Below are 25928 nucleotides of genomic sequence, written 5' to 3'. Positions count from 1 at the left end.
GGAGCGTTTATGAAAGTGGAAACCAAGGTCGGTTTGTTAGCTCTGGTTAGTTTAATCATGGTGGCAGCATTTGCTTATGCCATGGGTTTCATAACCCCGTTTTCAAATACTAAAGAACTAAATGTGATGTTCAATTTTGCAGGTGGAATTGAAGAGGGATCTCCAGTTCGAGTTATGGGTATTAAAGTGGGCAAAGTGAAGTCCATTGCTTTTGATCCAGAACATAAAATGGCTGACGGGGAAGAAGTAAAACTGCGTTTAACCATCACCATCGATAAGAAGGCCTGGACGAGTGTCCGTAAAGATTCCAAATTTTTCATCAATCTTGCGGGTGTCATTGGGGAAAAGTTTCTGGAAATCTCTCCAGGGTCGGCAACTTCCGGGGAATTTGCGTCGGGTGAGTATGTTCGTGGTGAAGATCCTCCGCGAATTGATCAACTTTTATCTCAAGGCTACGGTTTAGCGGGAAAAATGATCGAAATTTTGGAAAAGAACGAAGGATCTGTCACCAGCGTAATCAAGCAGATGGATTTGTTGGTTACAAACTTCAATCGAACGCTGGTATTGCTGGATAAAACCACTAAAAACCCTGAAATTTCACGGCTGCTTGATAATTCTATTAAAATTAGCGATGACTTAGCTTATCTTACGTCCAATCTTCGATCTAAAAAGGCTGAAGACACTTATGACCTGGTTCATAAGCTTCTTTTCCGTTTGGAACCGCTTGATGGCCCGGCTATTAAACAGTTCTTGCAAAAAGAAGGCGTCAGAGCCCGAATCTTTTAGGTCTGAAACTAAAAGGAGGCTTCCATGTTCCAACGTTTCACCGGCGTCGCAATCCTTGCCTTGCTGACTTCAAGTATTTCCTTTGCCGAGATTTCCACGACAGATCTGTGGTCTGATTCTTCATCTGTTTCATCCAAAGCACTGAGTATCGAGCAGGATTATAGCGACTCCATGCGGGCCGAGCGCCTGGGGATGACCTACTCTTCAACTCTAAGCATGCGCCAAAGTCGTAAAGTCGGACTGGGAATGTCTGTGGGTGGTCAATTGGGGCTGGTTGGAATCACTGGCGAGTTTAATTTTGAGGAAGAAAACAGTGTTGTAGCCGGATTCGGAACAGGTCCCGGATATAATTCCATCCAGTTTTCATGGAAACATGCCTTTGAGGGCGATTATATCGCACCTTATTACACTGCAGGTTATTCTCGTTGGTATAATTCGATGGGAAATTCCACTTCTTGGATGGAATCGGGGATTTTAGACCGTGTTTTAACCGACGATGAGAAACGTTCCGGGCAGTTTGGAACTGACTTTTTGAACGGATCTTTCGGCCTTCAGTACAATCAATTGTCCGGAGATTTGGCCGGCGTTTCTGTGTTTGCGGAAGTGGTTGCGATGTATGAAGTGAAGCGCTCACAATTGCTTCCTTCAGGAACGATCGGAGCTTTGTACTACTTCTAAAAAAAGTTCAGAAATTTAAATGAAAAAAGGCTCGCAGAGATGCGGGCCTTTTTTGTTTGAAACCCGCTACTGGAGCGGATTTCAGGCATAAAAAAACCCCAGAGTTGCCTCTGGGGTTCAGTGTACTAAATTAGTACAGCGTCTAACTACTTAGAAGCTTTTTTAGTAGCTTTTTTAGCTACTTTTTTTGTAGCTTTTTTTGCTACTTTTTTAGTAGTTTTCTTTGCTGCTTTTTTAGTAGCTTTTTTTGCTGCTTTCTTTGCCATGTGCTCCTCCTAGGATGCAAACGTTGTTGTTGTTACTTACTTGTAAAAAACCTTACTTACCCTAAGTCTTCCCAAATCGACCACCGCCGTCAACAAAAAAATTTCTTGCATATTTTTTGCGATCAACAAGAACCCAAGGAGGCACCTCTTGATCACTTTTTTTATGCTTTCGATGTTCGGACAAGCGCTCGTTCAGCGTTCTCTTGCCAACATCGCGCGGGAATTTGCAATCTCTCAACGAACTTCAAGGTCTTTGATGATCTTGAACTTGGTTGCGATCACTTTTATCGCCGCGCTTTCCGACTCTGCGGTGTCGCTCTGGCTTTTCTTCGGCATTCTTTTAATAAGTTTAAAGTTTTTTCCGGAAATTTTCCGCATTTTTCTTACTCAGCGACTTTCCATGGCCGTGATCCCCATGTTGGACAACCTTATTTTGGGACTCCAAGCGGGAAAATCCTTTCGACAAAGTCTTCATGTGGCGATCGAAAGTCAAAGTGGCTGGCAAAGGAATCAGCTCCGCGAAATTTACAATTCCGTAGTCACGGCGGAAATTGTCATCGCCACGAAATCCGCACGGATAAAGGATTTGCAGGCAGACCTTCTTGAGATCGACCGGTCGCAGACGCGCGTGATTGATCAGGCAAAAGCGCTGCGCAGGCAGTACAAAGTGGAAGAAAATTTTCGACGTAGGTCCGGACAAGTGACCCAGCAGATAAAGATGCAGGCGATAATTGTCACCGCCCTTTATTGCGCCCTTTTGGCGTTTGTATTTGTGCAATTTGGCTTCGCTCGCCATCGATTTTTAATTTTGGGCTCTCTTTTTATGTTCGTTTTGGGGCTGATTATTATTTTTAGTGTGGGTCGGAGGATGAAATGGAAGGTGTAGCACCCCCGTTGGCTCTTTTGTTATGCGTGAAACGGGCACTTGAGAAAGGTCAGCCCACGAAAGTTGGCGTGATGAACTATTTAAAACGGCATCAGGGCGATTTTCCATCTCTTGTGGGTCGCTGGTTGGCGCTGTTGCAGCAAGGAAAGGTCACGCATGGCCTCATTAATCAGTCCTTATCTCCCCATCGGCAGGTGCTTTTGCAGCTTTTGGAGCGCGGAATGCGTGGCGAGGCCATATATAATGTCATTGTCAGCCTGGAAGAGGAGATGTTGGAGGCTTGTGAGGATGATATTCGTACAAAGCTCGCGAGACTTCCTTTTTTATTGCTGATCCCCCTTCTATTATTCCAGTTTCCAGCCTTTCTGCTGCTGCTTTTTGGTCCGCTGCTGCAAAATTTTTTTCACTCTTTGGGAGGGGGGTGATAGAGTGACCCCGTTGGGGGAAATCCATGGCTGAGCTTGAAACTAAAAAGAAGACGGTATCACTTGAAAAGCTGGTTGAAGAGTTGATGAAAGATCAACCAAACAGAAATCTGGTGAAACAGCTGACTTCAGAGCTTGGAATGGAATATTCCGGAGATCCGATGACTCAAATGAATACAGTTTTGCAGTCTATGAACACAGTCTTACTTCGTTCCAACAGAAGCAGAGACTTAGAAAGCTAGTCAATCATGTCACAAATCTATAAATCGATCCTGGAAACCATCGGGAACACCCCGTTGGTGGAACTTCGTAACGTAACTAAGAACTCAAAACATAAATATTTCGCAAAGGTTGAGTACTTTAATCCTGGTGGCAGCATCAAAGATCGCGTTGCAGTGGCGATGATCGAAGAAGCTGAAAAACGCGGCGATTTGAAGCCGGGCGGCACCATTGTTGAAGCAACATCTGGAAACACCGGTGTTGGTTTGGCATTGGCGGCAGCTGTTAAGGGATACAAATGTATATTTGTGATGCCCGAGAAAATGAGTGAGGAAAAAAGAGCTATTTTGCGTGCTTATGGCGCCCAAGTGGTTATCACTCCGATGGTGGAGCCAGAGCATGAGCTAAGCCACTATACTGTTTCAAAAAAGATCGCCGATGGTATTCCCGGAGCGTTTTTGACGAATCAGTTCTTTAACACTGACAACCCAACACGCCACTATCAGACAACAGGTCCAGAAATCTGGAATCAAACGGATGGTAAAGTGGATGTTTTGGTGGGGGGCGCTGGAACTGGCGGTACTCTTTCAGGCTGTGCCAAGTTCCTAAAAGAAAAGAAGTCTGATGTTAAGATCATCTGCGCAGACCCAATTGGTTCGATCCTTTATGATCTTTATTATCATAAAAAGATCGTGGACCCTCCAGGTTCTTATAAAGTTGAGGGTATTGGCGAAGATATGCTTCCAGGCAACGTTCACTTGGACATCTATGACGGATTTGTTCGTGTCGGTGACCCAGAAGCTTTCGAAATGACTCGCAGATTGGTTGCTGAAGAAGGTCTTTTGGTTGGACCATCCAGCGGAACAGCGTTGGTCGCTGCTATGAAATACGCAGAGAAAATTGAGAAACCACAAAATATCGTGGTGATTTTCCCTGATAGCGGCCGCCAGTACTTGAGCAAAGCGTTTAATGACAAGTGGATGATCGAAAACGGCTTTTTGAAGGCAGATGATGTAAAATCTGTTTTCAACAGAGTGATTAGCGCTGAAGAAGCCCTTAAAAATCTTTCTAAATAACAGGTAAAGACATGAAAAATACGAATTCCAAACTTGGCTTTGCAACCCGCGCGATTCACGCGGGTCAATCACCGGATCCAACAACCGGCGCTATCATGACTCCGGTTTATATGACCTCGACTTATGTACAATCTTCTCCAGGTGTTCACAAGGGCTGGGAGTATTCTCGTACTCACAATCCCACTCGTCGTGCCTACGAAAATTGTATGGCCAGCCTTGAAAGCGGCAAATATGGATTTGCGTTTGCCTCTGGTTGCGCAGCCACGACTGTGATTTTGCATCTTATCAAAGGTGGTGACCATGTGATCGCCATGGATGATATGTACGGCGGTACTTTCCGTCTGTTTGATAAGGTTTTGCGCCACGATGGCATGGAGTTTTCGTTCGTTGATTTGACGATCGTTGAGAACTTTGAAAAGGCAATCAAACCAAATACAAAAATGGTCTGGTTGGAAACTCCAACGAATCCCACATTGAAATTGGTGGATATCAAAAAGATCTGCGCTATCGCAAAAGCGAAGGGCATTTTGGTGGCTGTTGATAACACATTCATGAGCCCGTACTTCCAACGTCCATTAGAACTGGGTGCTGACATCGTGGTTCACTCTGCGACGAAGTATATCGGTGGTCACAGTGACGTGGTTGGCGGAGTAGCTGTGACTTCTCGTGAAGACATTGCTGAGCGCATGGCGTTCTTGTCCAACTCCATGGGTCCGATTCAAGGTCCTTTTGATTCATTCATGTGCTTAAGAAGCTTGAAAACTTTACCTTTGCGTATGAAGGCGCATCAGGAGAATGCGATGGCAGTTGCTCGCTTCCTTGAGAGCCACGCCAAGGTTGAAAAAGTGATTTATCCAGGTTTGGAAAGTCATCCTCAGCACAAACTAGCCAAGGAACAGATGCATGGTTATGGCGGTATGATTACGTTCTACATTAAAGGTGGAATGGATGCTGCCCGTAAGTTCTTGGAAAACGTAGAAATCTTCGCGTTGGCCGAGAGTTTAGGTGGGGTTGAGAGCTTGATCGAGCATCCAGCCATTATGACGCATGCCTCCGTACCAGCTGAAAATCGCAAGGCCTTGGGCATTGATGACAGCCTGATTCGTCTTTCAGTGGGTGTTGAGGACCTGAATGACCTTCTAGCTGACCTAAAATCTGCTTTCGACAAAGTCTAATTGTTGACAGGCAGGGGGGCAAAAGTTAAACCAATGTCTCTCTGAACGTTAGTGAAAGAGATTTCCGAATGGCTTGGTAGCTCAGTTGGTAGAGCAGAGGACTGAAAATCCTTGTGTCGGCGGTTCAATTCCGTCTCAAGCCACCATTTATTTAGATTTAAAAAGGCTCCCTTTGGGAGCCTTTTCTTTTTTAAAACCCGCTCACTATGCGGGATTTTTTTTGCCTAAAATTCCCGGAAATATCATTTCTTCTGACAGAATGCTTTCTTCCCAAGTTCGCAAAGGGCCTGCTTCATTTCTGCATTCTCTTCTTTAATGGAAGCCAGTTCGCGCGCTTGCTTTGCAAGCTGCTCATCATGCCCCAAGAATTTCGAGTACAGTTCTTTGATCGCGCCGATAATTGGCGAAACAAGTTTTGAATAAGCGACGGATTTGTAGCCGTCTTTGACCGATGTCACAGCTTCTGGAAATTGCTTTTCCACTTCTTGCGCGATCACACCGATATCGTGTGTTTGTTCGTGCTTTGTTGGTTGATCAACATCGCTGCGCCAATCAAACTCTACTCCGCGCAGATTTAATATTTTACTCAGGGGATCTTGAATTTCTGCGACGTTTTCTTTCAAACGCGCATCGGAGCTTGTATTCCAAGCTGTCGCAAGAGCGGCTCCATTAACATGAAGAATGGCAGTGGGTACCATCGTGCCCACTCCAACAAAGCCACCGTTGGGATTGATTGCCGATGCTGTTCCGTTTCCATTTAAAATAGAAATATTGTTCAGCATGTCCCAGTAAAAACTCGTTCTAACTGTCCCGCCGACGGTAAAGTCTAAATGTGTATTTCCGGAGGTTCCTTCGACACGAATCCCCGTGTTGGCTCCACCAAGAATAGTAAGATTTTTATCCGGCGAAATGGTTCCGATACCCACGTTGCCAGAGGAAAGAATTCGCATTCTTTCGTTACCGGCACCATCGGCGATCAGAATGTTGTTGGAAGTAGTTGCGATGTCGGAGCCAGTATTGGAGCCGATGACGACGTTATTGCTTCCAGTGGTGATCGCAGAACCGGCATTGTATCCGATACCAATATTGCCAGATCCAGAAGACATTCCTGTCAGTGCAGAGTGCCCAAGGGCGGTATTAGATTTGCCAGTATTATTTGCGATCGTCCCGCTTCCTAACAGAGAGAGTGCTCCTAGAGCGGTGTTCCTGCTGATCGCGCCTGTTGTCGTAGGATCCGAATTACCCATTGAAGCATAACCAACAGCAGTCGATTCACTTAGTGCAACGTTGGATGCCAGGGCTGCTCTTCCAATTGCCACATTTTTATTCCCCTGGATATTGTCGATCATGGAGTAATAACCCATACTCACATTTCCCCAGCCAGTGGTGTTTTTTTGCATGGAGTAGGTTCCCAGCGCGGCGTTTTCACTTCCTGTCGTATTCTTCTCGAGAGAATAAGCTCCAACAGCTACACTTGGTGTGGTGGCTGTACTGGTGAAAAGAGCATTATATCCGATGGCAACGTTGAGATTACCTGTAGTATTTGTTATGAGTGCGCCTCTTCCCAAAGCGGTATTAAAAGAACCAGTGGTGTTACTTACTAACGTAGAAGCGCCAACAGCAGTGTTGTAGATACCGTCGGTGTTTGCTTTTAAAGAGTAATACCCGACAGCAGTATTGCTGCTGCCAGTTGTTGACGCTTGCAAAGCATTATTTCCGATTGCCGTATTGGCATTAGAAGTGGTTGCGGTTAGTGCACTTTGTCCCAGAGCGGTGTTATTTCCGTCAGTGATGCCTGTTAAAGAATTCATTGTAACCGGCGTCCACTGGGTTCCATTGAATTGCAGAACTTGATTGGATGTCGGCGCAGTGCTGGCAACGGCTCTTCCTTGAATTCTTGCAACCACTGTTGTTCCTTGCACACCGGTGACATCACCAGCAAGCGAGCCAGTAAAGCCCGCCGCATTTCCTGCGATATTGCCGCTGACATTTGCCCCCGTGATTGAAATCGCTGTACAAGCGAAGCCGCCGACAGGGGAGATGAAGGACAATGTTGAAGCTGCCGAGTTACAAGTCGGAAGACTTGAATAGGCCACATAGTTATTTAAAGTAGTCGTCAAACCGCTGACTTCACTGGCTTGAACGGTGGCGTTAATCCAGCTGCCACCACTGTATTTTAAATACTGATCATTAGCGGGTGATGAAATTGAAAGTGGCACACCATTGATTCTTGCGACAGTGGGATTCGGATAGTTGCCGCTTAAATCTCCTCCGGCAGAACCAGTCGGCGCTGCACCAGTGATTGTCGTATTACTAACCGTTGTGATACGGCCATAAGTATCAACTGTGATAACTGGAACAGCCGTCGCAGAACCATAAGTTCCTGCGGCAGCGCCAGAAGCACTTAAAGAAAGTGTTCCGGTTGTTGTGATCGGTCCACCCGTAAGTCCTGTCCCTGCATTGATTTGCGTGACAGTGCCGCTGCCGCTGCCGCCACCGCTTGGAGTTCCACAAACAAGTTTCGTTCCGTTCCAGCTTAGGAATTCACCGACACCACAGGCGATAGAGCTTGTGCCATTATTGTTAATGTCATTTTTTAAAACAAAATCACTGGCAACATTTCCGCCAAGCTTTTGCGCTGTTTGGGCATGACCTGCGTACGGAACCGCTCTGATAGCATTGTCAGGAGTGATAGTTTGCCAGCCTGAACCGTCATGAAATGAAACTCGCAGAAGACGACCTGCAGTTGCCGTGGCGCCGTACGAGGAAGTTCCTGCAGAGCAAGTGTAAGACATGCCGTTACTGGTACAGGATCCGCACATGTAAGTCAGACCGTTGTTAAAAATATCAACCACCGTTGCGGCACCCACACCGGTTATGTACTGAACAGAACCATTACCGATAGGAACATCAAAGACACCATCAGAATTTGCTAGATTGATCGCAGTCACTTGCTCTTGATAAATTAGGCATTGGCCCGAAGGGTCCAGGATTTGAAAGACGAAAGAAACGTTGGAATTCTGGAATGGAGTTCCGTCTGATTTAACTATGCGCCCTTGATATGTGAGTGAGCTTGCTGATGCAACGGATGCCGCCTTGGAATTAACCGAGAGACTGAATATAATTGCACCAAGTAAAGCAAAGGCTCTGAATACCACGTCGAAAGCTCCTTAAAAAACGTTCCCGCGATGTCGCGTTTCGGTAGCCATAGTAACTATCAATTTATCGGGATTTCAGATGCTTGCCTTGAATGATCATAAGGCTAGGGAAAGTCCAACTGTGGGTTTGATTCTAATGTTGAGGCAGTGATTTGGGGGTTAATTGCAAGAGAGGGAAATTCTGCAGTTAAAATAATGTGTGCACAGTGGTGCACATAAGAACAAGATTTAAACAAGAGGCTCCCGAGAGAACCTCTTGTGTTTATGAATCTATTTTTTTTCCAACAAACTTCTAAGCATCCACGCCGTTTTCTCGTGAACCTGTAGGCGTTGAGTAAGTAGATCCGCAGTTGGTTCATCGCTGGCTTTTTCAACTACTGCAAAAATACTGCGAGCAGTGCGCGCCACAGTTTCCTGGCCGTGAACAAGCGTTTCGATCATTTTAGTTGCGCTTAGTTTTTCTCCCGGAACTTCTTTGATAGAAGAAAGTTTCGAGAACTCCGCATAAGTGCCCGGTGCGTAGTGACCTAAAGCACGAATACGTTCAGCGATGGAATCAACAGCCAATGCCAACTCGTTGTATTGAGTTTCAAACATCAAATGCAAAGTTTGGAACATCGGACCTTCAACGTTCCAGTGGAAATTGTGAGTTTGAAGGTAAAGTGTGTACGTGTCTGCCAACAATGTGGATAGACCTTTTGCGATTTCTTTTCTGTCTTTGTCATTGATGCCGATATTGATTTTCATCATGTACTCCTATTGCGGTTACCATCTTAGTCCAAATAGGTGTCTGTTTGAAATGAAAATGCAATGAGACTGGACGAGGTGGGTTATTTCTTTGAAACGAATTTGTTATCAGCCAGATAGAATCGCAATGGCCATAGAGCAGCATCTCCTGCATAATCCACCCCGATTCTAGGTCGTTCTATGATTTGGCTATTTGAAACCTTAGAACCATCATCACTGACGTAGAGAGCTGATTGTTTTCGCCACATTTGCAACCCGTTGTGATCCTTGTTGATTTCATAGTGTCTGCAAAGTTTGCCGGGACCATTTGAAACCAGTTGAGATTTTTCGAACTTTGCGGCCAAGGGCAAGGGCTCTAGAGCGCGGATTAAAACGGCTTCGGGATGTTGTTCGGAACGGGTGACGACATTTAGGCAAAAATACATTCCGTAAATTTGATAAACGTAACTGTGTCCGCCGGAAAGATACATGGAAGAAGTACGGGGAGTTCGCCGACCTTCAAAGGTATGGCATGCAGGATCCTTGATGCCGAGATAAGCTTCCACTTCAACAATGCGGGCTTGATGCTCTGATCCCGTTGTCTTGATATGCAGGGTTTTTCCCAGGAGCGATTTAGCCACCGTGATCGTATCCTCAAAATAGAAATCTTGAGGGAGAATCTTCATGGTGTTCTTACAACGAAGCTGATTTGACGACCGGCTTTTTCTTTATCACGTCTGTGGGAGTGAAAGAATTCGTCTTTAACTGTGTCCAAATGCAGAGTGAATACTTTTTCCAGGGAGATTCCCTGTGATTCCAACTGGGACTTAACGATCAGATTTAAATCCACCAGGGATTTCTCGCTGGAGATCGCAGTATAAAACATTTCTTTTTCTTCAGCGGAAACTTCGGGAAGACTGGCCAGAATCTGGTCTCTGACATCGTTGCCACATTCAAAGCTGTCTTTTTGAATATGTGGACCGATGACGACTTCAATTTCTTGCGGGGGAATACCCCGGTTTACCATCTGGTGAATTGTATTGATCAAAATTCGATTGGCGACGCCACGCCATCCAGCGTGAACACCAGCAATGGTGCCGGTTTGCGGGTGATAGAACAAAGCAGGCACGCAATCCGCAGTGATCACACACAATGCCAGTCCTTTTGCAGTCGTCATGTGCCCATCAGCATTTATCTGGTAGTCCTGGCTTGCGTCTTTGGATTCCACGACGATATCACTGTGAGTTTGTTTGACTCTGACAAAATCAAAACCGGGATAGGCTTTCTTTAAGTTATCCAGTTGCGATTCTTTTCCGCCGAAAAAGTAGGAAATGCCATTCGCATTGATTTCGTATCCCAGGGGAGTTTTTTCGATATTCACATCAAACCCCACTTTTTAATCAGGAGAGAGATATCCTCGGGCCAATCTTTTTTGAAGAACATTCTTTCCTGAGTGCGCGGATGGGTGAAACCCAATTCTGCAGCATGCAGCAGGAATCTTGGCAAAGATCGCAGGTCTTCTTGAATGACCCTTTGTTCGACAGATTTGATTTTCTTGTCAGCCCCGTAGGTGGAGTCACCGGCAATAGGTAATCCGCTTTCAGATAAATGCACACGGATCTGATGAGTGCGCCCGGTTTCAAGCTTCATCTTCATATAGCTGAGACCGCTTTTGCGTGCCAACGTTTCGTAATGCGTGACCGCCCACTTGCCAATTTCCGGAGGTTCATTTTGGTCCAGCAAAGGACGACGATCATCTCCCAGAACAGAAGCATATTTCTTGCGATCAACAGGGTGTCGTGCCAAAAAACTTTTTATGGTGCCATTTAGGTTGCGAGCGGTGCCGATGCAAACTGCATAGTAAATTCTATGTGTGCTACGTTCTTTAAACTGTGCAGTGAGTGATTCATGGGCTTTGTCATTTTTCGCGACGACGATGATTCCACTGGTTTCTTTATCCAAACGGTGAACAATACCTGGTCGTTCCTCGCCAAACTTCATCGAAAGATCATCAGTGTGCGAGATAAGTGCATTCACCAGGGTGTCGTGTGCATGTCCTGCGGCCGGATGAACCACCAGGCCTGCAGGTTTATTAATGACGATCACATCGGAATCCTCAAAAAGCACATCTAACTTTAAATCGTAGGATTGCAGCTCTGTGGGAACCGGTGCGGGAATTGTGATTTCAATATTGTCTGTAGACTTAATAGGTTGGGAAGCCTTGGCTGATTTCCCATTTACCTTAACAAGATTATTATCGATCAGGTGAGCCGCACGAGTGCGATTTTCGATTTCAGGCAATAAAGCGAGTGCTTTATCCAAACGCAAACCCACCATCTCGGGCAAAGCTGTGAGCTGAATTGTTTGATCGGAATGTTCAGAGTTGGATTTATTTTCCAAGCGCTTTTTTGAAGTTTTTCATGTAGGAATCAGCGACTTTCTTGTCATCAATTCCCAACGCTCTTGCAATTTGCACGACATATCCGCGTACAAAAACAACTGCTGGAAGATTATCTGGCTCAGTGCTTTCGATGGCTTTTACATACCAAGCATTGATCTTGGTAATCTCGCTCATGCGCTCAACAGTGATGCCTTTGTATTCGCGAACCTTCTTAATGAATTCGCCCGTCCAGTTTTCCTGAGCTTTGATCTCTGCTTCCAGAGCTTCGTTTTTTTCGAAGACTGGTGCAGGCTTTTTCTCGATTGCTTTTGGTTCTGCAGGAGTCACTGTTTTGCTGGCTTCAACGATGGATGCATAAGTCAGTTCGTTGAGGGAAGCCAAGCCGCTTAACAGTCTTTGGTCGTAGATGTTACGTAGGATCTTGTTGCCAAGAACCTGGTACGCCTCTTCGATCAGGACCAAAAATTCACGGGCTTCGTGTTCAGAGAAGATTGTGTAAATAGCTGGATTTTCGCCTGAGTAGGTGTTGCGAGCTCGTTCATAGGCCGCAGTCACTTCGTGTTGAGGTGAATTAGCGGGTAGTTCAAGAATTTCGTAGTAATTATAACGAGTAGTCGCTTCCATGCACCTATTATACTACGGCGCGAAGTTCCTCGGGATCAATAAGTTGTTTGCACGTGGTTAAAAATTGTCCCGCCAGACCTGTGAATGGTTGGGCGAATAGCACGTGTTCACGGCCTTTGACTGACTGCCACACTGCATTGTCGAAATCGATCGCACCCGCAAAATCAATACTAAGGTCGTAGTACTTGTTGCAGACGCTTTTAATCCCATAACCCAGTTCAGCGTTATTTTGGTAGCGGCAATTGTTAACCAACAAGCGAACTGGCTTGTTCGTCAGACTTTCGAAGAAATCATAATTCAATCCGGTTTGTTCTTTCAGGAAGGAACGGAATGAAAATGGTTTACCCAAAGTGCGTTGGCGGTGACTGCGCAACGTGGAGATCATATTGCCGTAGGCATCAGGTGTGGAATCCTGTTTTAGCGTATGGCAGACAAAAGCTTCAATAAAGCGATAGGTTTTTTCAATGCTGGTAGGTTCTGGTGTTGTGACCAAAAATTTTTCATCAGCAGCTTTAAAAAGTTCCAAGTGCGGCTCAAGAGCACCGGCACCCAAATCCACGATCACGTAGTCAGCGCGCAAGGAGTGAAGTTGCGGGATAAGAGATTGAATCTGCTCCATAGTAAAGTCGATTGGAGACCAGGAATCCCAGAAGCCCTGTACGTAAGAAAGATTTTGATGTTGAGTCGGAATCACCAGTTCTTGAAGTGTTTTTACGCCTTCGAAGTAGTGGCGAATGTTCATATGAGAAGGTTTGATGCCCATCACGGTGTGAATATTTGCACCGCTGAGATCAAGATCCACGATGACGACCGAGTGACCAAGTTTTGAAAGCGTGATTCCCAAACTTGAAGAAACAAACGTTTTGCCGACGCCGCCCTTGCCAGAAGCTGTAACCCAAATTTTGGCAGCAGCCTTGTCTTTGGAAGAAGAGTTTTTGAAGGTTAAAACATCGTTGTTTTCTTGTTCGAAGTCGCGATCCATGGACAGTCCTATTTCAAGGGGGAAATTAATATTCCTTTTTTTGTCTCTTCGGCTTCAGATGCGCGAATATAAAGGGGAATAAACGATTTCCAGTCCAAAGTTTGACCAAGTTGTGCGCGTTTCTCTGCCATTAACCCCAAAGTTTTTGCCAAAGGCTCATTGGGAAATGCGGAGTTCAGATGCATTTTCAATTTTAGTTCTTCGGGAAAATACTCGTGATAGGTCTCCCAACCGTCGCCAACAACCGTGACATCGCGATCGATGTGTTGGGAAAGTTCGCGCACAGGAATAGCGGCTGGACCCTTTAAATACACCGGTTCATCGCCCGAACAATCGAACATACCAAGGTACACCATGTTCTTGTAAGCATTCATGATTGCCAGAACCGGGAGCTTGGATTCGCGAGCTTGCTGAGCCAGCAACATCAAAGAGTCTATGGTGACCATGGGTTTATTAAAGCTATACGCGTAGGTTTTGCCAGCGTTGGCTGCAACACGAATACCTGTAAAACTCCCTGGACCTTGTCCGACGGCAAAGACATCAATGTCTTCCAATCGAAGTCCGGCTGTTTCTAAAGTTCTTTCAACAAATGGGGAAATGATTTCGGTATGAGACTTTTGTCGCTGAGAGGATTCTTCAGCGACGACTTTTCCATCTTGAATAACAGCGACCCCGCCTAGCAGGGTGCTGGTTTCCATTGCGAGTATCTTCATAGACTAAAGATGCGAGTAAAATCATTGAACAAGGCAAAGATCATCAAACTCATCAACAAAGCCATACCGACTTGTTGGGCGATCTCCATCTTGCGCAAACTCAGCGGAGCTCCTTTTATTACCTCGATGGTATAGAACACCAAGTGTCCACCATCAAGCACTGGAATTGGCAAAAGGTTCAATATGAACAGATTCACAGAGATAATTGCCATCATCTGTAAGAAAGGAGTGATACCAATTTTATAAGTTTCACTAGCTGCCTGACCGATTGAAATGACGCCGCCAATATTCTTAGGGGAGATTTTAGCCTCAAATAGGCGAACAAAGCTCATCACCGTCATCACAGTGAAATCCCAAGTTTTCTCGGTACCACGAACAAGTGCTTCGATCGGGTTGTTGGTGCGCACCACCAGTGTTTCTGGAGTGGACAGGTTCACAACAGGTGCAATACCAATTGTGTAGCGCTTTTCCTCGGTGCCTGCAGCCGTCATCTGCGTGGTCATTTTAGGTGTGATCTTCAAATCTACGATCTGGCCTTCACGTTGAACTTTGATATCAACCGGGTTTTTGCCATCAAATGATTTGATGTTGGCAATGACGTCGTCCCATTTGTTCAAAACAGTATTGTTGATTGAAACCAGGCGGTCGCCCTCTTTCAATCCTGCTGCTTTTGCCGGGGAGTTGTCCATGACTTTACTTAGATAAAGCTCAGAGGACTCAAGACCCAGATTGCTCATCGTGAAAGTTTTCATGCTTTCAAGTGGCGCCAGAGTCACAGTAAGAGCTTTGTCTTCTTTGTCGCCCTCGCGTTTGCCCATGATATCCAGAGACAATGGTGCGCTAACGTTGGCTTTTTCAAGTGCCGCTTGCAGTTCTCTCCAGTGGCTAACTTTGGATCCGTTGATGCCGACAATGGAATCGCCGGTACGCAGACCCAGGGCAAATAGAGCGGTGTTTGGGATCACACCGACCGTTGTGCCAGCAGAAAGCGCTGTAAGGCCTTCAACATTGGCCATGTAGTCATAGGCGCTTAGGATGTTTGGATTTGGTTCAGCCTTCGCAAGGACAGAAACCTTTGATTCCTCCTGACTGCCTTCGTGTTGAACGACGACATCAAGATGCAGATCCTGATTGGCTTTAAGACTTAGAACATTTTGGATTTCTTCCCATGTTCCGATTTTCTTATCGTTAATGGAAATTACGCGGTCTCCGGAACGGAAGCCAGCAGTGTAAGCGGCAGTATCTTGTTTGATATCACCAAGCATCGGTGCTTTTGCATCTTCACCGATGAAGGCCACCATCATTAGTACAAAGATGGCAAAAAAGAAGTTCATCAAAGGACCGGCAAGAACAACAGCGATACGCTGCCATACCGTTTTATGCGTGAACGCGACCTTTTTGTCTTCTTCTGAAATCTCAACGCCTGGTTGTTCACCAAACATTTTAACGTATCCACCAAGTGGGATAATGGAAAGGGCGTAGGTAGTATCGCCTTTTTTGTATTTTAGGATTTTTTTACCGAAGCCCAAGCTGAAAACTTCGACTCTAACACCACACCAACGGGCCACCAGGAAATGCCCCAATTCGTGAACGAAGATTAAAATACCCAGTAGAATAACGAATGGTAGAACTACTGATAAACCGCTGTGAATTAAATTTAATAGCATTTCCATCCGGTTATTCTAATTGGTTAGAGCTTCCCGGAGCTACTAAATTACAAAATATATGTCGAGGTGCTCGACTTTATTCTTACGACGAAAGATGAGATAGGATCACAACTCCAAGTAGAATTACAGGACTTGCGAATAGGACACCGTCAATTCGATCCAAGACCCCGCCGTGGCCAGGCATGATTTTTCCGGAATCTTTTACGTCCGCAACCCTCTTTAGCAAAGACTCAAAGAAGTCTCCGAATTGACCGACAAATCCTGAGACAGCGGCAAGTCCCAAAATGAAATACCAAGGGTAATCCATCAGCAGAAACTTCCAGCAAATGAAGCCCGCAAGAACAGAACCAACGATTCCACCGACAGACCCTTCCCAGGTTTTCTTAGGGGAAATAGTAGGCATAACTTTGTGTTTTCCGATCAAGACACCGAAGCAATAAGCCATCGTGTCGCCGGCAAATACCACTGCGAGCAAATAAATAAACCAAGAAAGACCGGCTTCCTGATCCAGCAAGCGATATGCGAAAGACGGCAAAAGGCCCACGTACATCAATCCCAAAGCGGAATGGGCTTGAAACTTAGTCATACGTTGCAGATCGCCGGATTTGTGAAGCTGCAACAAACTGATGATTGTTAAAACAATCATGGAAAGTGCGAAGATGATAGCACCCAAGTTCAAAGCCATCGTGGATACGAAAAAGACAAACAAAGTCAGTGCGAAAAAAGCACCTTTTAGCAGCGGGGAATTTTCTGACTTAAACAGAATGCCCAGAAGTTCCCACGCACTCAAAACAACTGCGACCGCAATGATGATTTTAAGTCCCTGAATTTTTAGGAAGTAATAAAGTGCAAAAATGATTGCCAATGCCACAAGGGCAGAAGCGGCTCTAGTTAGAAAGCTTTTCCAAGTTGTCATTTGTAGAGACCTTGCCATAGCGGCGTTGTCTCACGGAAAAAGCATTTAGGGCTTCCTCAAGATGAGCTTCTGTGAAGTTAGGCCACAGAGTTTCCGTGAAGTAGAATTCCGAATAAGCGGCCTGCCATAGTAAGAAGTTTGATAGTCTTTGCTCGCCGCTAGTTCTAACAATCAAATCAGGATCTGGAGTCGGATACGTGCTTAACGAAGTGCTAATCAAAGCCTCATCGATCTCTTCAGGTTTAATTTCGCCTTTAGCTACCATCTGTGCAATATCACGGACAGCTGACGTCATTTCCTGGCGAGAGCCATAGCTCAAGGCAAAGACCAGATTCAGGCCTGTGCATTGAGCTGTAGCTTCGCGAGCTTGTTTGATTGCGTTGAAAACATCTGAAGGAACTTTTGATAGATCACCGATCACGGAGAAGCGGATGTTTTCCTTAACCAAGTTGCTGGTTTCCTTTGCCAGATAACGGCGCAGGATTTTCATAAGGAAAGATACTTCAGCCTGAGGGCGGAACCAATTTTCAGTAGAGAATGCGTATAGGGTAAGGTTTTTGATACCTTTGCGGGAGCATGCTGTGATGATTTTTTTAGCCACGCGCGTACCTTTGATATGACCAAAAGTACGTGGCTTTCGTTTGAGCTGAGCCCAACGACCGTTACCATCCATAATGATTGCAATATGCTTAGGTAGAGTCACCGGGCTCCCAAACCTTAGATAGTCAAAATTGACTTTTCTTTTTCGTCAGCGATTTGATCCACTTTTTTGATCATATCGTCTGTCACTTTTTGGATGTCAGCTTCACCTTTTTTAGCTTCATCTTCGCTCAAAGGTGCTTTTTTATCAGCCTTCATTTTTTTGATCGCTTCATTGGCATCACGACGAGCCATACGAACAGCTACGCGTGCTTCTTCAGCAATTTTCTTAACTTGTTTTGCAAGGTCTTTACGGCGCTCTTCTGTTACGTCAGGAACTTTCAAACGAATCACTTTACCGTCATTCATTGGAGCCATGCCCAATTCAGATTTGATGATCGCTTGTTCGATGTCTTTAAGGATAGATACTTCCCAAGGCGCGATAAGGAAAGATTTCGCATCTGGAGTAGATACGGAAGCGACTTGTGATAGTGGAGAAGGATTGCCGTAGTAGTTTACGCGAACGCCATCAAGCATTGAAACTTGAGCGCGGCCTGTACGGATTTTTTTAAGCTCTTCACCCAAAGCAAGAATGGATTTGTCCATTTGTGCTTGAGCAGTCTTTTTGATGTCAGCAATTGCCATGTTGAGACTCCTTAGTTGGACCCTAGTGAACCAGGGTGCCGATGTTTTCACCTTGAACAGCTTTAAGGATATTCCCTGGAACTGAAAGGTCAAAAGTAATAATCGGTAGTTTGTTATCCATGCACATAGAGATCGCAGTTGAGTCCATAACTTGGAGACCGCGATTCAGTACTTCGATGTAGCTGATTTTTTCGAATTTCTTCGCATCAGCATGTTTCACAGGGTCTTTATCGTAGATACCGTCAACTTTAGTCGCCTTCATGATCACTTCAGCATCGATTTCCATCGCGCGAAGAGAAGCGGCTGTATCTGTTGTGAAATAAGGGTTTCCGGTACCGGCACCGAAGATCACCAGGCGGTTTTTCTCCAAATGGCGAATAGCTCTGCGGCGGATATAAGGCTCTGCGATTTCAGCCATTTCGATGGCTGTTTGTACACGGGTTGGAACACCGGCTTTTTCAAGAGCATCTTGCAAAGCCAGGGCATTGATACATGTCGCAAGCATACCCATGTAGTCTGCGCTTGCGCGATCCATGCCTTCAGCAGAAGCGGCAACACCACGATAGATGTTACCGCCACCGATGACGAGACCAATTTGAACGCCTGCCTTGTAAGCCTCTGCTACGTCATTCGCAATCTGTGTGATTGTCGCAGTGTTGATACCAGTCCCTTGCTTTCCAGCAAGAGCCTCACCACTTAACTTTAGCAAAATACGCTTATAGATAGGCGCTTTCAAATTAGTGTCCTTTCATTTGAGCTGCAACTTCAGCTGCGAAGTCGTTGGATTTCTTTTCGATACCAGCGCCCAATTCGAAACGTACGAAACGCTTAACTGTAACGTCTGCTCCGATTTCTTTACCAACGTTTTTCGCCAAATCAGAAACTTTCAAGTCCGGATTTTTAACGAAAGCTTGGTCCATCAAGCAGTTCTCAGCCAAGAACTTGCGGATTTGACCTTCAACGATTTTTTCAATCATTTCAGGTTTTTTGCCAGACTCTAGGTTTTTAGCAGTTAGGATTTCTTTTTCTTTAGAAACAACGTCCGCAGGGATTTGTTCAGAAGAAATAGCCATTGGGTTCATTGCAGCGATGTGCAAAGCAACATCTTGTGCGAATGTTTTCAATGCTGGGTTAGTTACAGCTTCTGGTTTAGAAACAGCAACTTCAATCATAACACCGATTTTGCCTTCACCGTGAACGTACGTGTGAACCAAAGTGTTTGCAGCAGCAGTGTACTTCTCTTGACGGCGAAGAACGATTTTCTCACCGATAGTTGCAGTAGCTTCTGTGAAAAGATCGCCCAATTTTTTGGAAGAATCTTTAGAGAAAGCTTGAGTCAAAACGTCAGCAGCAAGTTCAGTTTTGAACATGTGCTCAGCAACGTCAGCTGCCAAAGCTTTGAAACCGTCATTGCGAGCAACGAAGTCAGTTTCAGAGTTGATTTCCATAACAAGACCAGTTGTGCCGTTAAGTAGTGCGAATACCGCACCTTCAGCAGCAATACGGTCAGCTTTTTTAGCTGCAGCGCCAAGACCTTTAACGCGCAACCATTCAACAGCAGCGTCGAAATCGCCAGAAGTCGCTTCAAGCGCCTTTTTGCAATCCATCATACCTGCGTTAGTTTTTTCTCTTAGCTCTTTAACAAGAGTAGCGGAAATAGACATTAGGAAGACTCCTTATAATAAGAACAGTAATAAAGATCTTTTGATTATATATGGGACAAACAAAGAGAAGGGTGGTCAAGCCACCCTTTCTTCAGAGACCTGACTGAGATTACTCAGCAGATTCGTCTTTGTTTTCAAGCTCAGCTTGGATCTCAACTTCTTCTGCTGTACCAGCAGCAACAAGTTTACGACCTTTGTTGGCTTTAACAACTGCTGGACCAGCAGATTTTTTAGGAGCTTCTTTCGCGCCAGCTTTTGCAGCAGGAGCACGACGTTTAGGAGCTGCCTCTTCGCCTTTAGCTTCCTTAGCAACGTCAGATTGTTTGTCTGTCATTGTGCGGATTTTTTGTTCCCAAGTTTTAGCGCCTTCGATGTAAGCGTCAGCAACCAGGTTAGTGAACAATTTGATAGAACGGATTGCATCGTCATTCCCTGGAATTGGGTAGTCGATAGAATCTGGATCAGAGTTTGTATCAGCGATACCAACAACAGTCATACCCAAGCGTTTAGCTTCAGCAACTGCGATGTGTTCTTTTGGAAGGTCTACTACGAACATTACAGAAGGCATTTCTTTCATGTCGCGGATACCGTTCAAGAACTCAGACAAACGAAGGTATTCTTTTTCGATTTTTGCGCGTTCTTTTTTAGTAAGGTAGTTGAATTCGCCTTTTTCTTTCATAGCATCAACTTTACGAAGACGATCGATAGAAGATTTGATCGTTTCGAAGTTAGTCATCATGCCGCCCAACCAACGTTTAGTAACGTAGTATTGACCGCATTTTGCTGCTGCTTCTTGAACAGGCTCGATAGCTTGTTTTTTAGTACCAACGAAGATCATGCGACCACCGTTAGCAGCGATTTCTTTTACGTATTCAGCAGCTTTGTTCGCACGAACAACAGTTTTTTGCAGGTCGATAATATGGATACCGCCGCGAGCTGTGTAAACGTAAGGTTTCATTTTTGGGTTCCAACGCTGTGTTTGGTGTCCGAAGTGAACTCCAGCGTCTAGCATTTCTTTCATGGTAACTTGTGCCATGGTAGTACGTCCTTTCTGGTTAATCCTCCTCTAGTGCAGAGCCAGCTTTTTTTGTTTCGCCGGAAGACCCCTTTTTCAGTACTCGGGGACCAGGTTGTGCTCTAGAGTGTGTTATTGTTGGACTCACGGGATATCATAGCGTGGCATGGAAGAGCAAGGATCTTTTGCTCAGTCTGGTAGCAGAGTTTCTCGAATGAAAAGCTGCAAAAAGAAACGCCGCGGCATTTCTGCAGCGGCGTTAATCAAACATCTATAATTTCAATAACTTACATGCTTGCTTCAGCAAAGTCCTCGGCCGGAGCCTCGGAGGCTGCGGTTTTCTCAACTTTAAAGCCCAGGGAAGCAATTATCATTTCTGCCTGCAAAAGGGCCCCTACAAGGTTCTTTTGATCGTTCAAAGTGGAAGAGGCCACCCAAAGATTCTCAAGGCTTGGGATCGTTTGATTTGCGCTCAACTTAAGGTCGCCATTGCCGGCGATGTAAGGAGCCACAAAAATTCGCTCAAGCTTGATGTCGTCCAAAGCTTCAGGATAAGCGCGTTTGATTTGGCGTTTGATTTTTTTCAATGCCATTCCCACAACTTCGCTATCATCAGTCATTTCGGTTTCAATGAATGTGATCCATTGGGAAGCTTGCAATTGGCTGCCATCAACCTCAACGGCGGGCATAAAGCGACCGGCGCAAGGGCCGATCTCATCCTGAGTTGTGCCGTTAAGAACATGAACTGCCGTTGATTCAGTCACAGCTTTGCTGTGGCAGATATCAAGGCATAGTGCCGTCCAATAATTGTTTTTACCCAGCTTGGAGCGCGCACGCGTGGAGATCGCGTCCTCAGGAAGCAAAATAGAAAGATCGCGAACTGTGCCGGCGAAGATAAAGTTGTGAGCATGAATCGTTTTCGAGCCGTTGACAGTCACGGATGTTACACGATCACCTTCCTGGTGGAACTTTGTCACATAGGAGCGTGGGGCGAAATCGCCTTTGAATTGCTCCATCAGCATCTGTGCCCATTGGAATGGTTGCAGCTGCAGATCAATGCGTTTGCTTGAAGTGAAATAGGAAAGCTCTTCCCAGAATGCTGGCGGATTTTCACCGAAACCGAGGAAGGTTTTGAAGTTTCCAGAATCGTAAGTGACAGGTGCTTCTTCAGAAACATCTGCAATCACCTTCTGACCCAATAGATTTTCCAAAAAGCCCAAAGCTTTTTCCGAGGAAACAGAATCAGGAACAAAGCGGATGCCGTTGTTGATAGGGCCTGTTGGGAAATTAATTTGTTTGTTTGAGCCGGCGGAATTATCCAAACCTTCAAGCAAAACGATGTTCTTGGTTTCGCGGCTTAAAGCTGCTGCGATACTAAGACCTGTCAAACCACTACCGATAATTGCGTAATCATAAATATGAGCCATGTAAATACCTTCCACCACAAGGCTGGGCCTTTGCAAGAAGGAAGGCTTTAGAATTATCGGCTAACGCATTTAATCAATGTGCGCAGTACGGCTCTGACAGCGGGTTTGAGCCAGGAGTGCTTATCGAGTGAGCACGCTATAGAAGGGGAAATTCTGTAGTAATAGTAAATAAACTTACGACCGAGGAACGATTCTTTCAAAGTTTCATCTCGGAAACCACGCAGTGTTTGAACTTCGTAAGCCTGAGGACCGAACGCGGAAGTTGCAATAAAACAGCGTGGACGCTCTTTGTCGGCAAGCTTCAGGAAATTTTTAACAATATTCGGATTTTTGGCAGTGCGAACAAATGACTCGGCCTTTTTAATGATATCCGGATAAATCGGTGTGAATTGCACAAACATCGCCAATTGCTTTGCAGAATTCTGCATGCGCTCATGATAGCGATCGTGAGTGTCATAAATACGCATCAAGTCCCAGTATACGGAAGCAACCACTGTAAGCTCTGTATGGCGTGCGCTTTCTTTGAAGGCTTCAGGGCGCAACTTATCGCCTTTTTTAACCTCAAACACGATATCCAGAATTTTCAGATATTTTTCGTAAGAGATTGCGGCTTCGGCATACATTTTCTGACCCATGGAATTGCGTGCTTGCTTGATTAGCTGCACGCGGCTTTTCCAAAGCGTCATGCGATGCTGTTCGCGTGCCCGCTCTTGTGCCATCAATACGCCGCCACTACTTGTGACGGCCGTTCTGCGCAAATCAGAAATACATCCTGCACACACTTCCGGTGGCAGATTGGCTTCGCCTGCCTGCTGCAATTTCGCAGCAAGATCGCCCTCGATAGGGTGAAGCTCAGTTACTTGTATTCCGCAGCGCGGGCATTGAATCATATCAGTCCTTGTGCGACCACTGTGCGCACTTCTATAAGTGTAGATCGCAGAACTGATTTAAAGCAAATTCATTGGATCAATGTCGATGATAATTTTAACTCCCGACGGGACCCATTCCTGGTCGCCAAGGAGCTGTCTGGAGAATGGATTCGTTAAAGAGCCTTGCGGCGATTTTACGAGGAGATGATATCGGAATTGTCCTCGTAGTTTTGCAAGTGCGGCCTCAGCTGGCCCCAGTACTTCGACTGCTTTATATTTCTCAACTTGGGCCTTTAGGCTGTGAGCACGTCTGGCTAAAAGTCGAGCGGTCTCTTCGACGGCATTCAATTTGGTTCCTTGAATACGGAAGCTCACAAGCTTTCCGCAAGGTGGATAATTCAAGGCTTCGCGAACGTTTAGTTCGTGAGCAGCAAAACCTTCAAAGTCATGATTGCGTGCGAACACAAGGCTGTCATGCTCGGTGTTGAAAGTCTGAATGATAACCAAGCCGGGGCTTTCGCCTTCTTTGACGTGACGACCGCTTCGGCCACTCATCTGAGTCATCAACTGAAAGCTTCGTTCGGTTGCGCGGAAATCAGGAAGATTGAAGCCCACATCGGCCAGCACCAAGCCCACAAGCTTAAGCTTCGGGAAGTCCAATCCCTTGGCGATCATTTGTGTCCCGACCAGAATATCAATTTCTCCGCTTTCCATTCTGGCAATCAGGTCTTCCAGATCCGCGCGACTTTGGATTTCATCGCGATCAGCGCGAGCAATAACTTTTCCCGGAAACAATCTTGTAAGATCGGTTTCCAATAGTTCAGTGCCAAGTCCAATGGCTTCAAGCTCGCCCTCTTTGCAATCGGGGCATTTTTTTTTCATTTGCTCGTGATAATCGCAGTAGTGACATACCAAGTGCGAGCCAGCGTGCAAGGTGAGCGAGATATCACAGTTGGGACATTCGCGTGTGTGACCGCATGCCGGGCAAACGACCATTTGAGCAATGCCGCGACGATTTAAAAACAAGGCGCTTTGATCGCCACGTTCTGCCGTTTCGCGCATGCGTTCGAAAAGTTGCGGGCTCATCCAATATGGAAGGTGAGAGTATTTTTCGACCATCAGTTTTTGATGATCGTCGTCCGCCTTTTGCTTTCTTAAATCAATGACTTCAATTTCCGGAAGAGAGCGGTTGGCCACGCGGTTCTTCAGGGGATGCAGATGATAGCGCCCTTCCTGTGCGTTTTTCCAGGTTTCAAGGCTTGGGGTGGCAGAACCCAGAACCACCGGGCAGTTCATGATTTTACCCATCATGACGGCGGCATCTCTGCCATTGTATTTCAGTTTCTCATCCTGCTTGTAGGAAGGCTCATGCTCCTCATCGACAATGATAAGTCCCAAGTCAGGAACCGGGCAGAACAAGGCGGAGCGGGCGCCAATCAAAATTGATTTTCGTCCCTCTACCACATCCCACCACTGGTTGGTGCGTTCGCGATCGGTTAGTTGCGAGTGCAAGGCTGCGATCTTATCGCCAAAGCGTCGTGCAAATCTTTGGATCAGCTGAGGCGTCAGTGAAATCTCTGGAACCAGCACCAATCCGCGTTTGCCCTCTTTAAGAGCTTTATCCAGCAGGCGCAGATAGACTTCCGTTTTTCCGGATCCAGTCACACCGAATAGAAGATGTGTTGAAAAGCCCTGGTGTTGGGCGATGGCATCAATACTTGTTTTTTGTTCCGGGGTCAGGTCTGGAAGCTTGTCGCTTTCCAGCTGCGGAATCACCGGCGCTCGTTTGCTGGCGCGCTGTTTGTCTGTTTTCTTCAGGGGAGGAAAGGCTGACTGTACGACCTGCCCGACAGGATGCAGATAATAGGAACCCAGCCACTCCAACCATTTTACAAATGCGTCGGGGAGTGGTGCATATTCTTCATCAATGGAATCAATCGCTTTAATTTTAAATTCAGGGACTTCAGTTGTAGGTCCGAGTATGAGGCCTTTGGTTTTTCGTTTTCCGAGTGGAACATTGACCAATTGACCGCGAACGAGAGGCAATGATGAGCTGTATGTTAAAGCTTCTGGAAGAGGGGCATCAACTGCCACTCTCCAGAGAGAAGCTTCACTCATCTAAACCTCGAATAGAATTCAATCACGGCGTCTTTTGCTGAAAGTTTATCAAGGCCATCCAGTTTTGTGTTCATGTCCAGCGAGTTTGGCTGGAATTGTGAAGCAGCCGTGGCAGGACGAGCCGAAGCACTGATCAGGCGGATCGTTGCTGTATTATTACCCCAGCGAATCGTGCGGGTGCGAGGATAATGCAGACCCTTGGCGAATTGATTGTAGTTATCCGCAGTCATTTCCACCTGACTTGGCAGGCGAACTTTGCGAACCACAAACTGATCCTGTTCGATCCACAGACCTGGATAGTTGTTCTTGTCGTCTTCAGGTGTTGGTGTGCCGAAAGCGTAATTTACGGCGCCACCAGTGCGGGAGTAGCGCACCCAGCTTTCCGCATCGTACTTGATGTCGTCGCCCTTTTTCGCAGTCAAACGCTTGGAATAGGCACCGGCCGGAATGATTTTCATCGAAGCCAGAGTGTTTGCGAAGATATCGGGGTTTCTGAAATTTAAATACTTTTCCAGAAAATCGTCAGGAGTCTTGTCGCTTTTTCTATTACCGTTCAAAACCGTCCAGCGCTGTCCACCAGCATAGAGAAATTGCATGCGGAAATTGCCTTGCAATTCCTTGGTTCCGGTTACAGTCAGGCGCATGGTGCGATCGTTGTCGATCAACCAGGTTTCACGAACCAGAATAGTGTCATCGCCATTTGCAAATTGCACTTCCTGTTCAACAGCGTAAATACCGCTGCCAGCATTATCAGAAGTTTTTTGCAGAATCGTTCTGGTTGGAAGGATGAAAGCGGATCCCAGGGCGGGAGCCAGCACACCAATCAGACTCGCAAGTAAAACTTTTTTCATAC

The 25928-nt window shown here is 45.9% G+C and carries 26 protein-coding genes and 1 tRNA gene; 8 read left to right on the top strand and 19 right to left on the bottom strand.

Annotated features, from left to right (window positions below; genetic code table 11):
• Positions 1-9 precede the first annotated feature (9 nt).
• The 8 genes from AAAA73_RS09655 to AAAA73_RS09620 all read left to right on the top strand — a co-directional run bounded on the left by AAAA73_RS09655 (position 10) and on the right by AAAA73_RS09620 (position 5657).
• Positions 10-786 (top strand): MlaD family protein, encoded by a 777-nt coding sequence (locus tag AAAA73_RS09655; protein WP_340598098.1) that lies wholly within the window; start codon positions 10-12, stop codon positions 784-786.
• A gap of 24 nt (positions 787-810) precedes the next feature.
• Positions 811-1464: a hypothetical protein gene (locus tag AAAA73_RS09650; RefSeq protein WP_340598097.1), complete on the top strand. Its 654-nt coding sequence runs from the start codon at positions 811-813 to the stop codon at positions 1462-1464.
• Positions 1465-1878: 414 nt separating this feature from the next.
• Positions 1879-2616, top strand: coding sequence for a hypothetical protein (locus AAAA73_RS09645; protein WP_340598096.1), 738 nt, complete (start codon positions 1879-1881; stop codon positions 2614-2616).
• Positions 2604-3041, top strand: coding sequence for a hypothetical protein (locus tag AAAA73_RS09640; RefSeq protein WP_340598095.1), 438 nt, complete (start codon positions 2604-2606; stop codon positions 3039-3041). Before AAAA73_RS09645 ends, AAAA73_RS09640 begins: the two co-directional genes overlap by 13 nt.
• 26 nt (positions 3042-3067) lie before the next feature.
• On the top strand, positions 3068-3283 hold the full coding sequence (locus AAAA73_RS09635) for a hypothetical protein (protein ID WP_340598094.1): 216 nt from the start codon (positions 3068-3070) through the stop codon (positions 3281-3283).
• Positions 3284-3289: 6 nt separating this feature from the next.
• Entirely contained in the window at positions 3290-4336 is a 1047-nt protein-coding gene (locus tag AAAA73_RS09630) for a PLP-dependent cysteine synthase family protein (RefSeq protein WP_340598093.1), read from the top strand.
• Between the two features lie 11 nt (positions 4337-4347).
• Positions 4348-5511 carry a cystathionine gamma-synthase gene (locus AAAA73_RS09625; protein WP_340598092.1) on the top strand — a complete coding sequence of 388 codons (1164 nt, stop codon included), beginning with the start codon at positions 4348-4350 and terminating at the stop codon, positions 5509-5511.
• A gap of 70 nt (positions 5512-5581) precedes the next feature.
• Positions 5582-5657: transfer RNA gene (locus AAAA73_RS09620), tRNA-Phe, on the top strand.
• Between the two features lie 96 nt (positions 5658-5753).
• Here the strand turns inward: AAAA73_RS09620 and AAAA73_RS09615 are convergent.
• The 19 genes from AAAA73_RS09615 to AAAA73_RS09525 all read right to left on the bottom strand — a co-directional run bounded on the left by AAAA73_RS09615 (position 5754) and on the right by AAAA73_RS09525 (position 25926).
• On the bottom strand, positions 5754-8669 hold the full coding sequence (locus AAAA73_RS09615; RefSeq protein WP_340598091.1) for a tail fiber domain-containing protein: 2916 nt from the start codon (positions 8667-8669) through the stop codon (positions 5754-5756).
• A 270-nt stretch (positions 8670-8939) separates the two neighbouring features.
• Entirely contained in the window at positions 8940-9416 is a 477-nt protein-coding gene (locus AAAA73_RS09610) for a Dps family protein (RefSeq protein ID WP_445292037.1), read from the bottom strand.
• 83 nt (positions 9417-9499) lie between these two features.
• Positions 9500-10081, bottom strand: a complete 582-nt coding sequence (locus AAAA73_RS09605) for a DNA-3-methyladenine glycosylase (RefSeq protein ID WP_340598089.1) — start codon at positions 10079-10081, stop codon at positions 9500-9502.
• On the bottom strand, positions 10078-10776 hold the full coding sequence (pgeF, locus tag AAAA73_RS09600) for a peptidoglycan editing factor PgeF (protein WP_340598088.1): 699 nt from the start codon (positions 10774-10776) through the stop codon (positions 10078-10080). Before pgeF ends, AAAA73_RS09605 begins: the two co-directional genes overlap by 4 nt.
• Complete coding sequence (locus AAAA73_RS09595; RefSeq protein WP_340598087.1) at positions 10773-11795, bottom strand: RluA family pseudouridine synthase; 1023 nt, start codon at positions 11793-11795, stop codon at positions 10773-10775. The genes pgeF and AAAA73_RS09595 overlap by 4 nt, the downstream gene beginning before the upstream one ends.
• Positions 11785-12420 (bottom strand): helix-turn-helix domain-containing protein, encoded by a 636-nt coding sequence (locus AAAA73_RS09590; protein WP_340598086.1) that lies wholly within the window; start codon positions 12418-12420, stop codon positions 11785-11787. The genes AAAA73_RS09595 and AAAA73_RS09590 overlap by 11 nt, the downstream gene beginning before the upstream one ends.
• Before the next feature lie 7 nt (positions 12421-12427).
• The gene (locus AAAA73_RS09585) at positions 12428-13402 is read right to left on the bottom strand and encodes a P-loop NTPase (protein ID WP_340598085.1); all 975 of its coding nucleotides are present in this window, start codon (positions 13400-13402) and stop codon (positions 12428-12430) included.
• A gap of 8 nt (positions 13403-13410) precedes the next feature.
• Positions 13411-14115 carry a tRNA (adenosine(37)-N6)-threonylcarbamoyltransferase complex dimerization subunit type 1 TsaB gene (gene tsaB, locus AAAA73_RS09580; protein WP_340598084.1) on the bottom strand — a complete coding sequence of 235 codons (705 nt, stop codon included), beginning with the start codon at positions 14113-14115 and terminating at the stop codon, positions 13411-13413.
• A complete protein-coding gene (gene rseP, locus AAAA73_RS09575) occupies positions 14112-15788 on the bottom strand; it encodes an RIP metalloprotease RseP (RefSeq protein ID WP_340598083.1) in 1677 nt (558 codons plus the stop codon). The genes tsaB and rseP overlap by 4 nt, the downstream gene beginning before the upstream one ends.
• A 76-nt stretch (positions 15789-15864) precedes the next feature.
• Positions 15865-16698, bottom strand: a complete 834-nt coding sequence (locus AAAA73_RS09570; protein ID WP_340598082.1) for a phosphatidate cytidylyltransferase — start codon at positions 16696-16698, stop codon at positions 15865-15867.
• Positions 16670-17401, bottom strand: a complete 732-nt coding sequence (locus tag AAAA73_RS09565) for an isoprenyl transferase (protein WP_340598081.1) — start codon at positions 17399-17401, stop codon at positions 16670-16672. The genes AAAA73_RS09570 and AAAA73_RS09565 overlap by 29 nt, the downstream gene beginning before the upstream one ends.
• A 14-nt stretch (positions 17402-17415) precedes the next feature.
• Positions 17416-17982, bottom strand: coding sequence for a ribosome recycling factor (frr, locus tag AAAA73_RS09560; protein ID WP_340598080.1), 567 nt, complete (start codon positions 17980-17982; stop codon positions 17416-17418).
• A gap of 22 nt (positions 17983-18004) precedes the next feature.
• The gene (pyrH, locus tag AAAA73_RS09555; protein ID WP_340598079.1) at positions 18005-18718 is read right to left on the bottom strand and encodes a UMP kinase; all 714 of its coding nucleotides are present in this window, start codon (positions 18716-18718) and stop codon (positions 18005-18007) included.
• Position 18719: 1 nt separating this feature from the next.
• The gene (gene tsf / locus AAAA73_RS09550; protein WP_340598078.1) at positions 18720-19646 is read right to left on the bottom strand and encodes a translation elongation factor Ts; all 927 of its coding nucleotides are present in this window, start codon (positions 19644-19646) and stop codon (positions 18720-18722) included.
• A 109-nt stretch (positions 19647-19755) separates the two neighbouring features.
• On the bottom strand, positions 19756-20682 hold the full coding sequence (rpsB, locus tag AAAA73_RS09545) for a 30S ribosomal protein S2 (RefSeq protein WP_340598077.1): 927 nt from the start codon (positions 20680-20682) through the stop codon (positions 19756-19758).
• A 266-nt stretch (positions 20683-20948) separates the two neighbouring features.
• Positions 20949-22088 carry an NAD(P)-binding protein gene (locus tag AAAA73_RS09540; RefSeq protein WP_340598076.1) on the bottom strand — a complete coding sequence of 380 codons (1140 nt, stop codon included), beginning with the start codon at positions 22086-22088 and terminating at the stop codon, positions 20949-20951.
• Between the two features lie 53 nt (positions 22089-22141).
• Positions 22142-22978 carry a CFI-box-CTERM domain-containing protein gene (locus AAAA73_RS09535; protein ID WP_340598075.1) on the bottom strand — a complete coding sequence of 279 codons (837 nt, stop codon included), beginning with the start codon at positions 22976-22978 and terminating at the stop codon, positions 22142-22144.
• A gap of 57 nt (positions 22979-23035) precedes the next feature.
• Entirely contained in the window at positions 23036-25075 is a 2040-nt protein-coding gene (gene priA / locus AAAA73_RS09530) for a replication restart helicase PriA (RefSeq protein ID WP_340598074.1), read from the bottom strand.
• The gene (locus AAAA73_RS09525) at positions 25072-25926 is read right to left on the bottom strand and encodes a hypothetical protein (protein WP_340598073.1); all 855 of its coding nucleotides are present in this window, start codon (positions 25924-25926) and stop codon (positions 25072-25074) included. The genes priA and AAAA73_RS09525 overlap by 4 nt, the downstream gene beginning before the upstream one ends.
• Positions 25927-25928 lie beyond the last annotated feature (2 nt).

This window comes from Bdellovibrio sp. GT3 (assembly GCF_037996765.1).
Classification (GTDB): Bacteria; Bdellovibrionota; Bdellovibrionia; order Bdellovibrionales; family Bdellovibrionaceae; genus Bdellovibrio.
Note: the sequence above shows the minus strand (reverse complement) of the source record. Positions and strands in the feature narration are given on the sequence as shown.

Coding starts and splice junctions, on each gene's coding strand:
- AAAA73_RS09655 (WP_340598098.1), top strand. CDS start 10: ATGAAAGTGGAAACCAAGGTCGGTTTGTTAGCTCTGGTTAGTTTAATC.
- AAAA73_RS09650 (WP_340598097.1), top strand. CDS start 811: ATGTTCCAACGTTTCACCGGCGTCGCAATCCTTGCCTTGCTGACTTCA.
- AAAA73_RS09640 (WP_340598095.1), top strand. CDS start 2,604: ATGGAAGGTGTAGCACCCCCGTTGGCTCTTTTGTTATGCGTGAAACGG.
- AAAA73_RS09635 (WP_340598094.1), top strand. CDS start 3,068: ATGGCTGAGCTTGAAACTAAAAAGAAGACGGTATCACTTGAAAAGCTG.
- AAAA73_RS09630 (WP_340598093.1), top strand. CDS start 3,290: ATGTCACAAATCTATAAATCGATCCTGGAAACCATCGGGAACACCCCG.
- AAAA73_RS09625 (WP_340598092.1), top strand. CDS start 4,348: ATGAAAAATACGAATTCCAAACTTGGCTTTGCAACCCGCGCGATTCAC.
- AAAA73_RS09610 (WP_445292037.1), bottom strand. CDS start 9,416: ATGAAAATCAATATCGGCATCAATGACAAAGACAGAAAAGAAATCGCA.
- AAAA73_RS09605 (WP_340598089.1), bottom strand. CDS start 10,081: ATGAAGATTCTCCCTCAAGATTTCTATTTTGAGGATACGATCACGGTG.
- AAAA73_RS09590 (WP_340598086.1), bottom strand. CDS start 12,420: ATGGAAGCGACTACTCGTTATAATTACTACGAAATTCTTGAACTACCC.
- AAAA73_RS09585 (WP_340598085.1), bottom strand. CDS start 13,402: ATGGATCGCGACTTCGAACAAGAAAACAACGATGTTTTAACCTTCAAA.
- tsaB (WP_340598084.1), bottom strand. CDS start 14,115: ATGAAGATACTCGCAATGGAAACCAGCACCCTGCTAGGCGGGGTCGCT.
- rseP (WP_340598083.1), bottom strand. CDS start 15,788: ATGGAAATGCTATTAAATTTAATTCACAGCGGTTTATCAGTAGTTCTA.
- AAAA73_RS09570 (WP_340598082.1), bottom strand. CDS start 16,698: ATGACAACTTGGAAAAGCTTTCTAACTAGAGCCGCTTCTGCCCTTGTG.
- frr (WP_340598080.1), bottom strand. CDS start 17,982: ATGGCAATTGCTGACATCAAAAAGACTGCTCAAGCACAAATGGACAAA.
- tsf (WP_340598078.1), bottom strand. CDS start 19,646: ATGTCTATTTCCGCTACTCTTGTTAAAGAGCTAAGAGAAAAAACTAAC.
- rpsB (WP_340598077.1), bottom strand. CDS start 20,682: ATGGCACAAGTTACCATGAAAGAAATGCTAGACGCTGGAGTTCACTTC.
- AAAA73_RS09540 (WP_340598076.1), bottom strand. CDS start 22,088: ATGGCTCATATTTATGATTACGCAATTATCGGTAGTGGTTTGACAGGT.
- AAAA73_RS09535 (WP_340598075.1), bottom strand. CDS start 22,978: ATGATTCAATGCCCGCGCTGCGGAATACAAGTAACTGAGCTTCACCCT.
- priA (WP_340598074.1), bottom strand. CDS start 25,075: ATGAGTGAAGCTTCTCTCTGGAGAGTGGCAGTTGATGCCCCTCTTCCA.
- AAAA73_RS09525 (WP_340598073.1), bottom strand. CDS start 25,926: ATGAAAAAAGTTTTACTTGCGAGTCTGATTGGTGTGCTGGCTCCCGCC.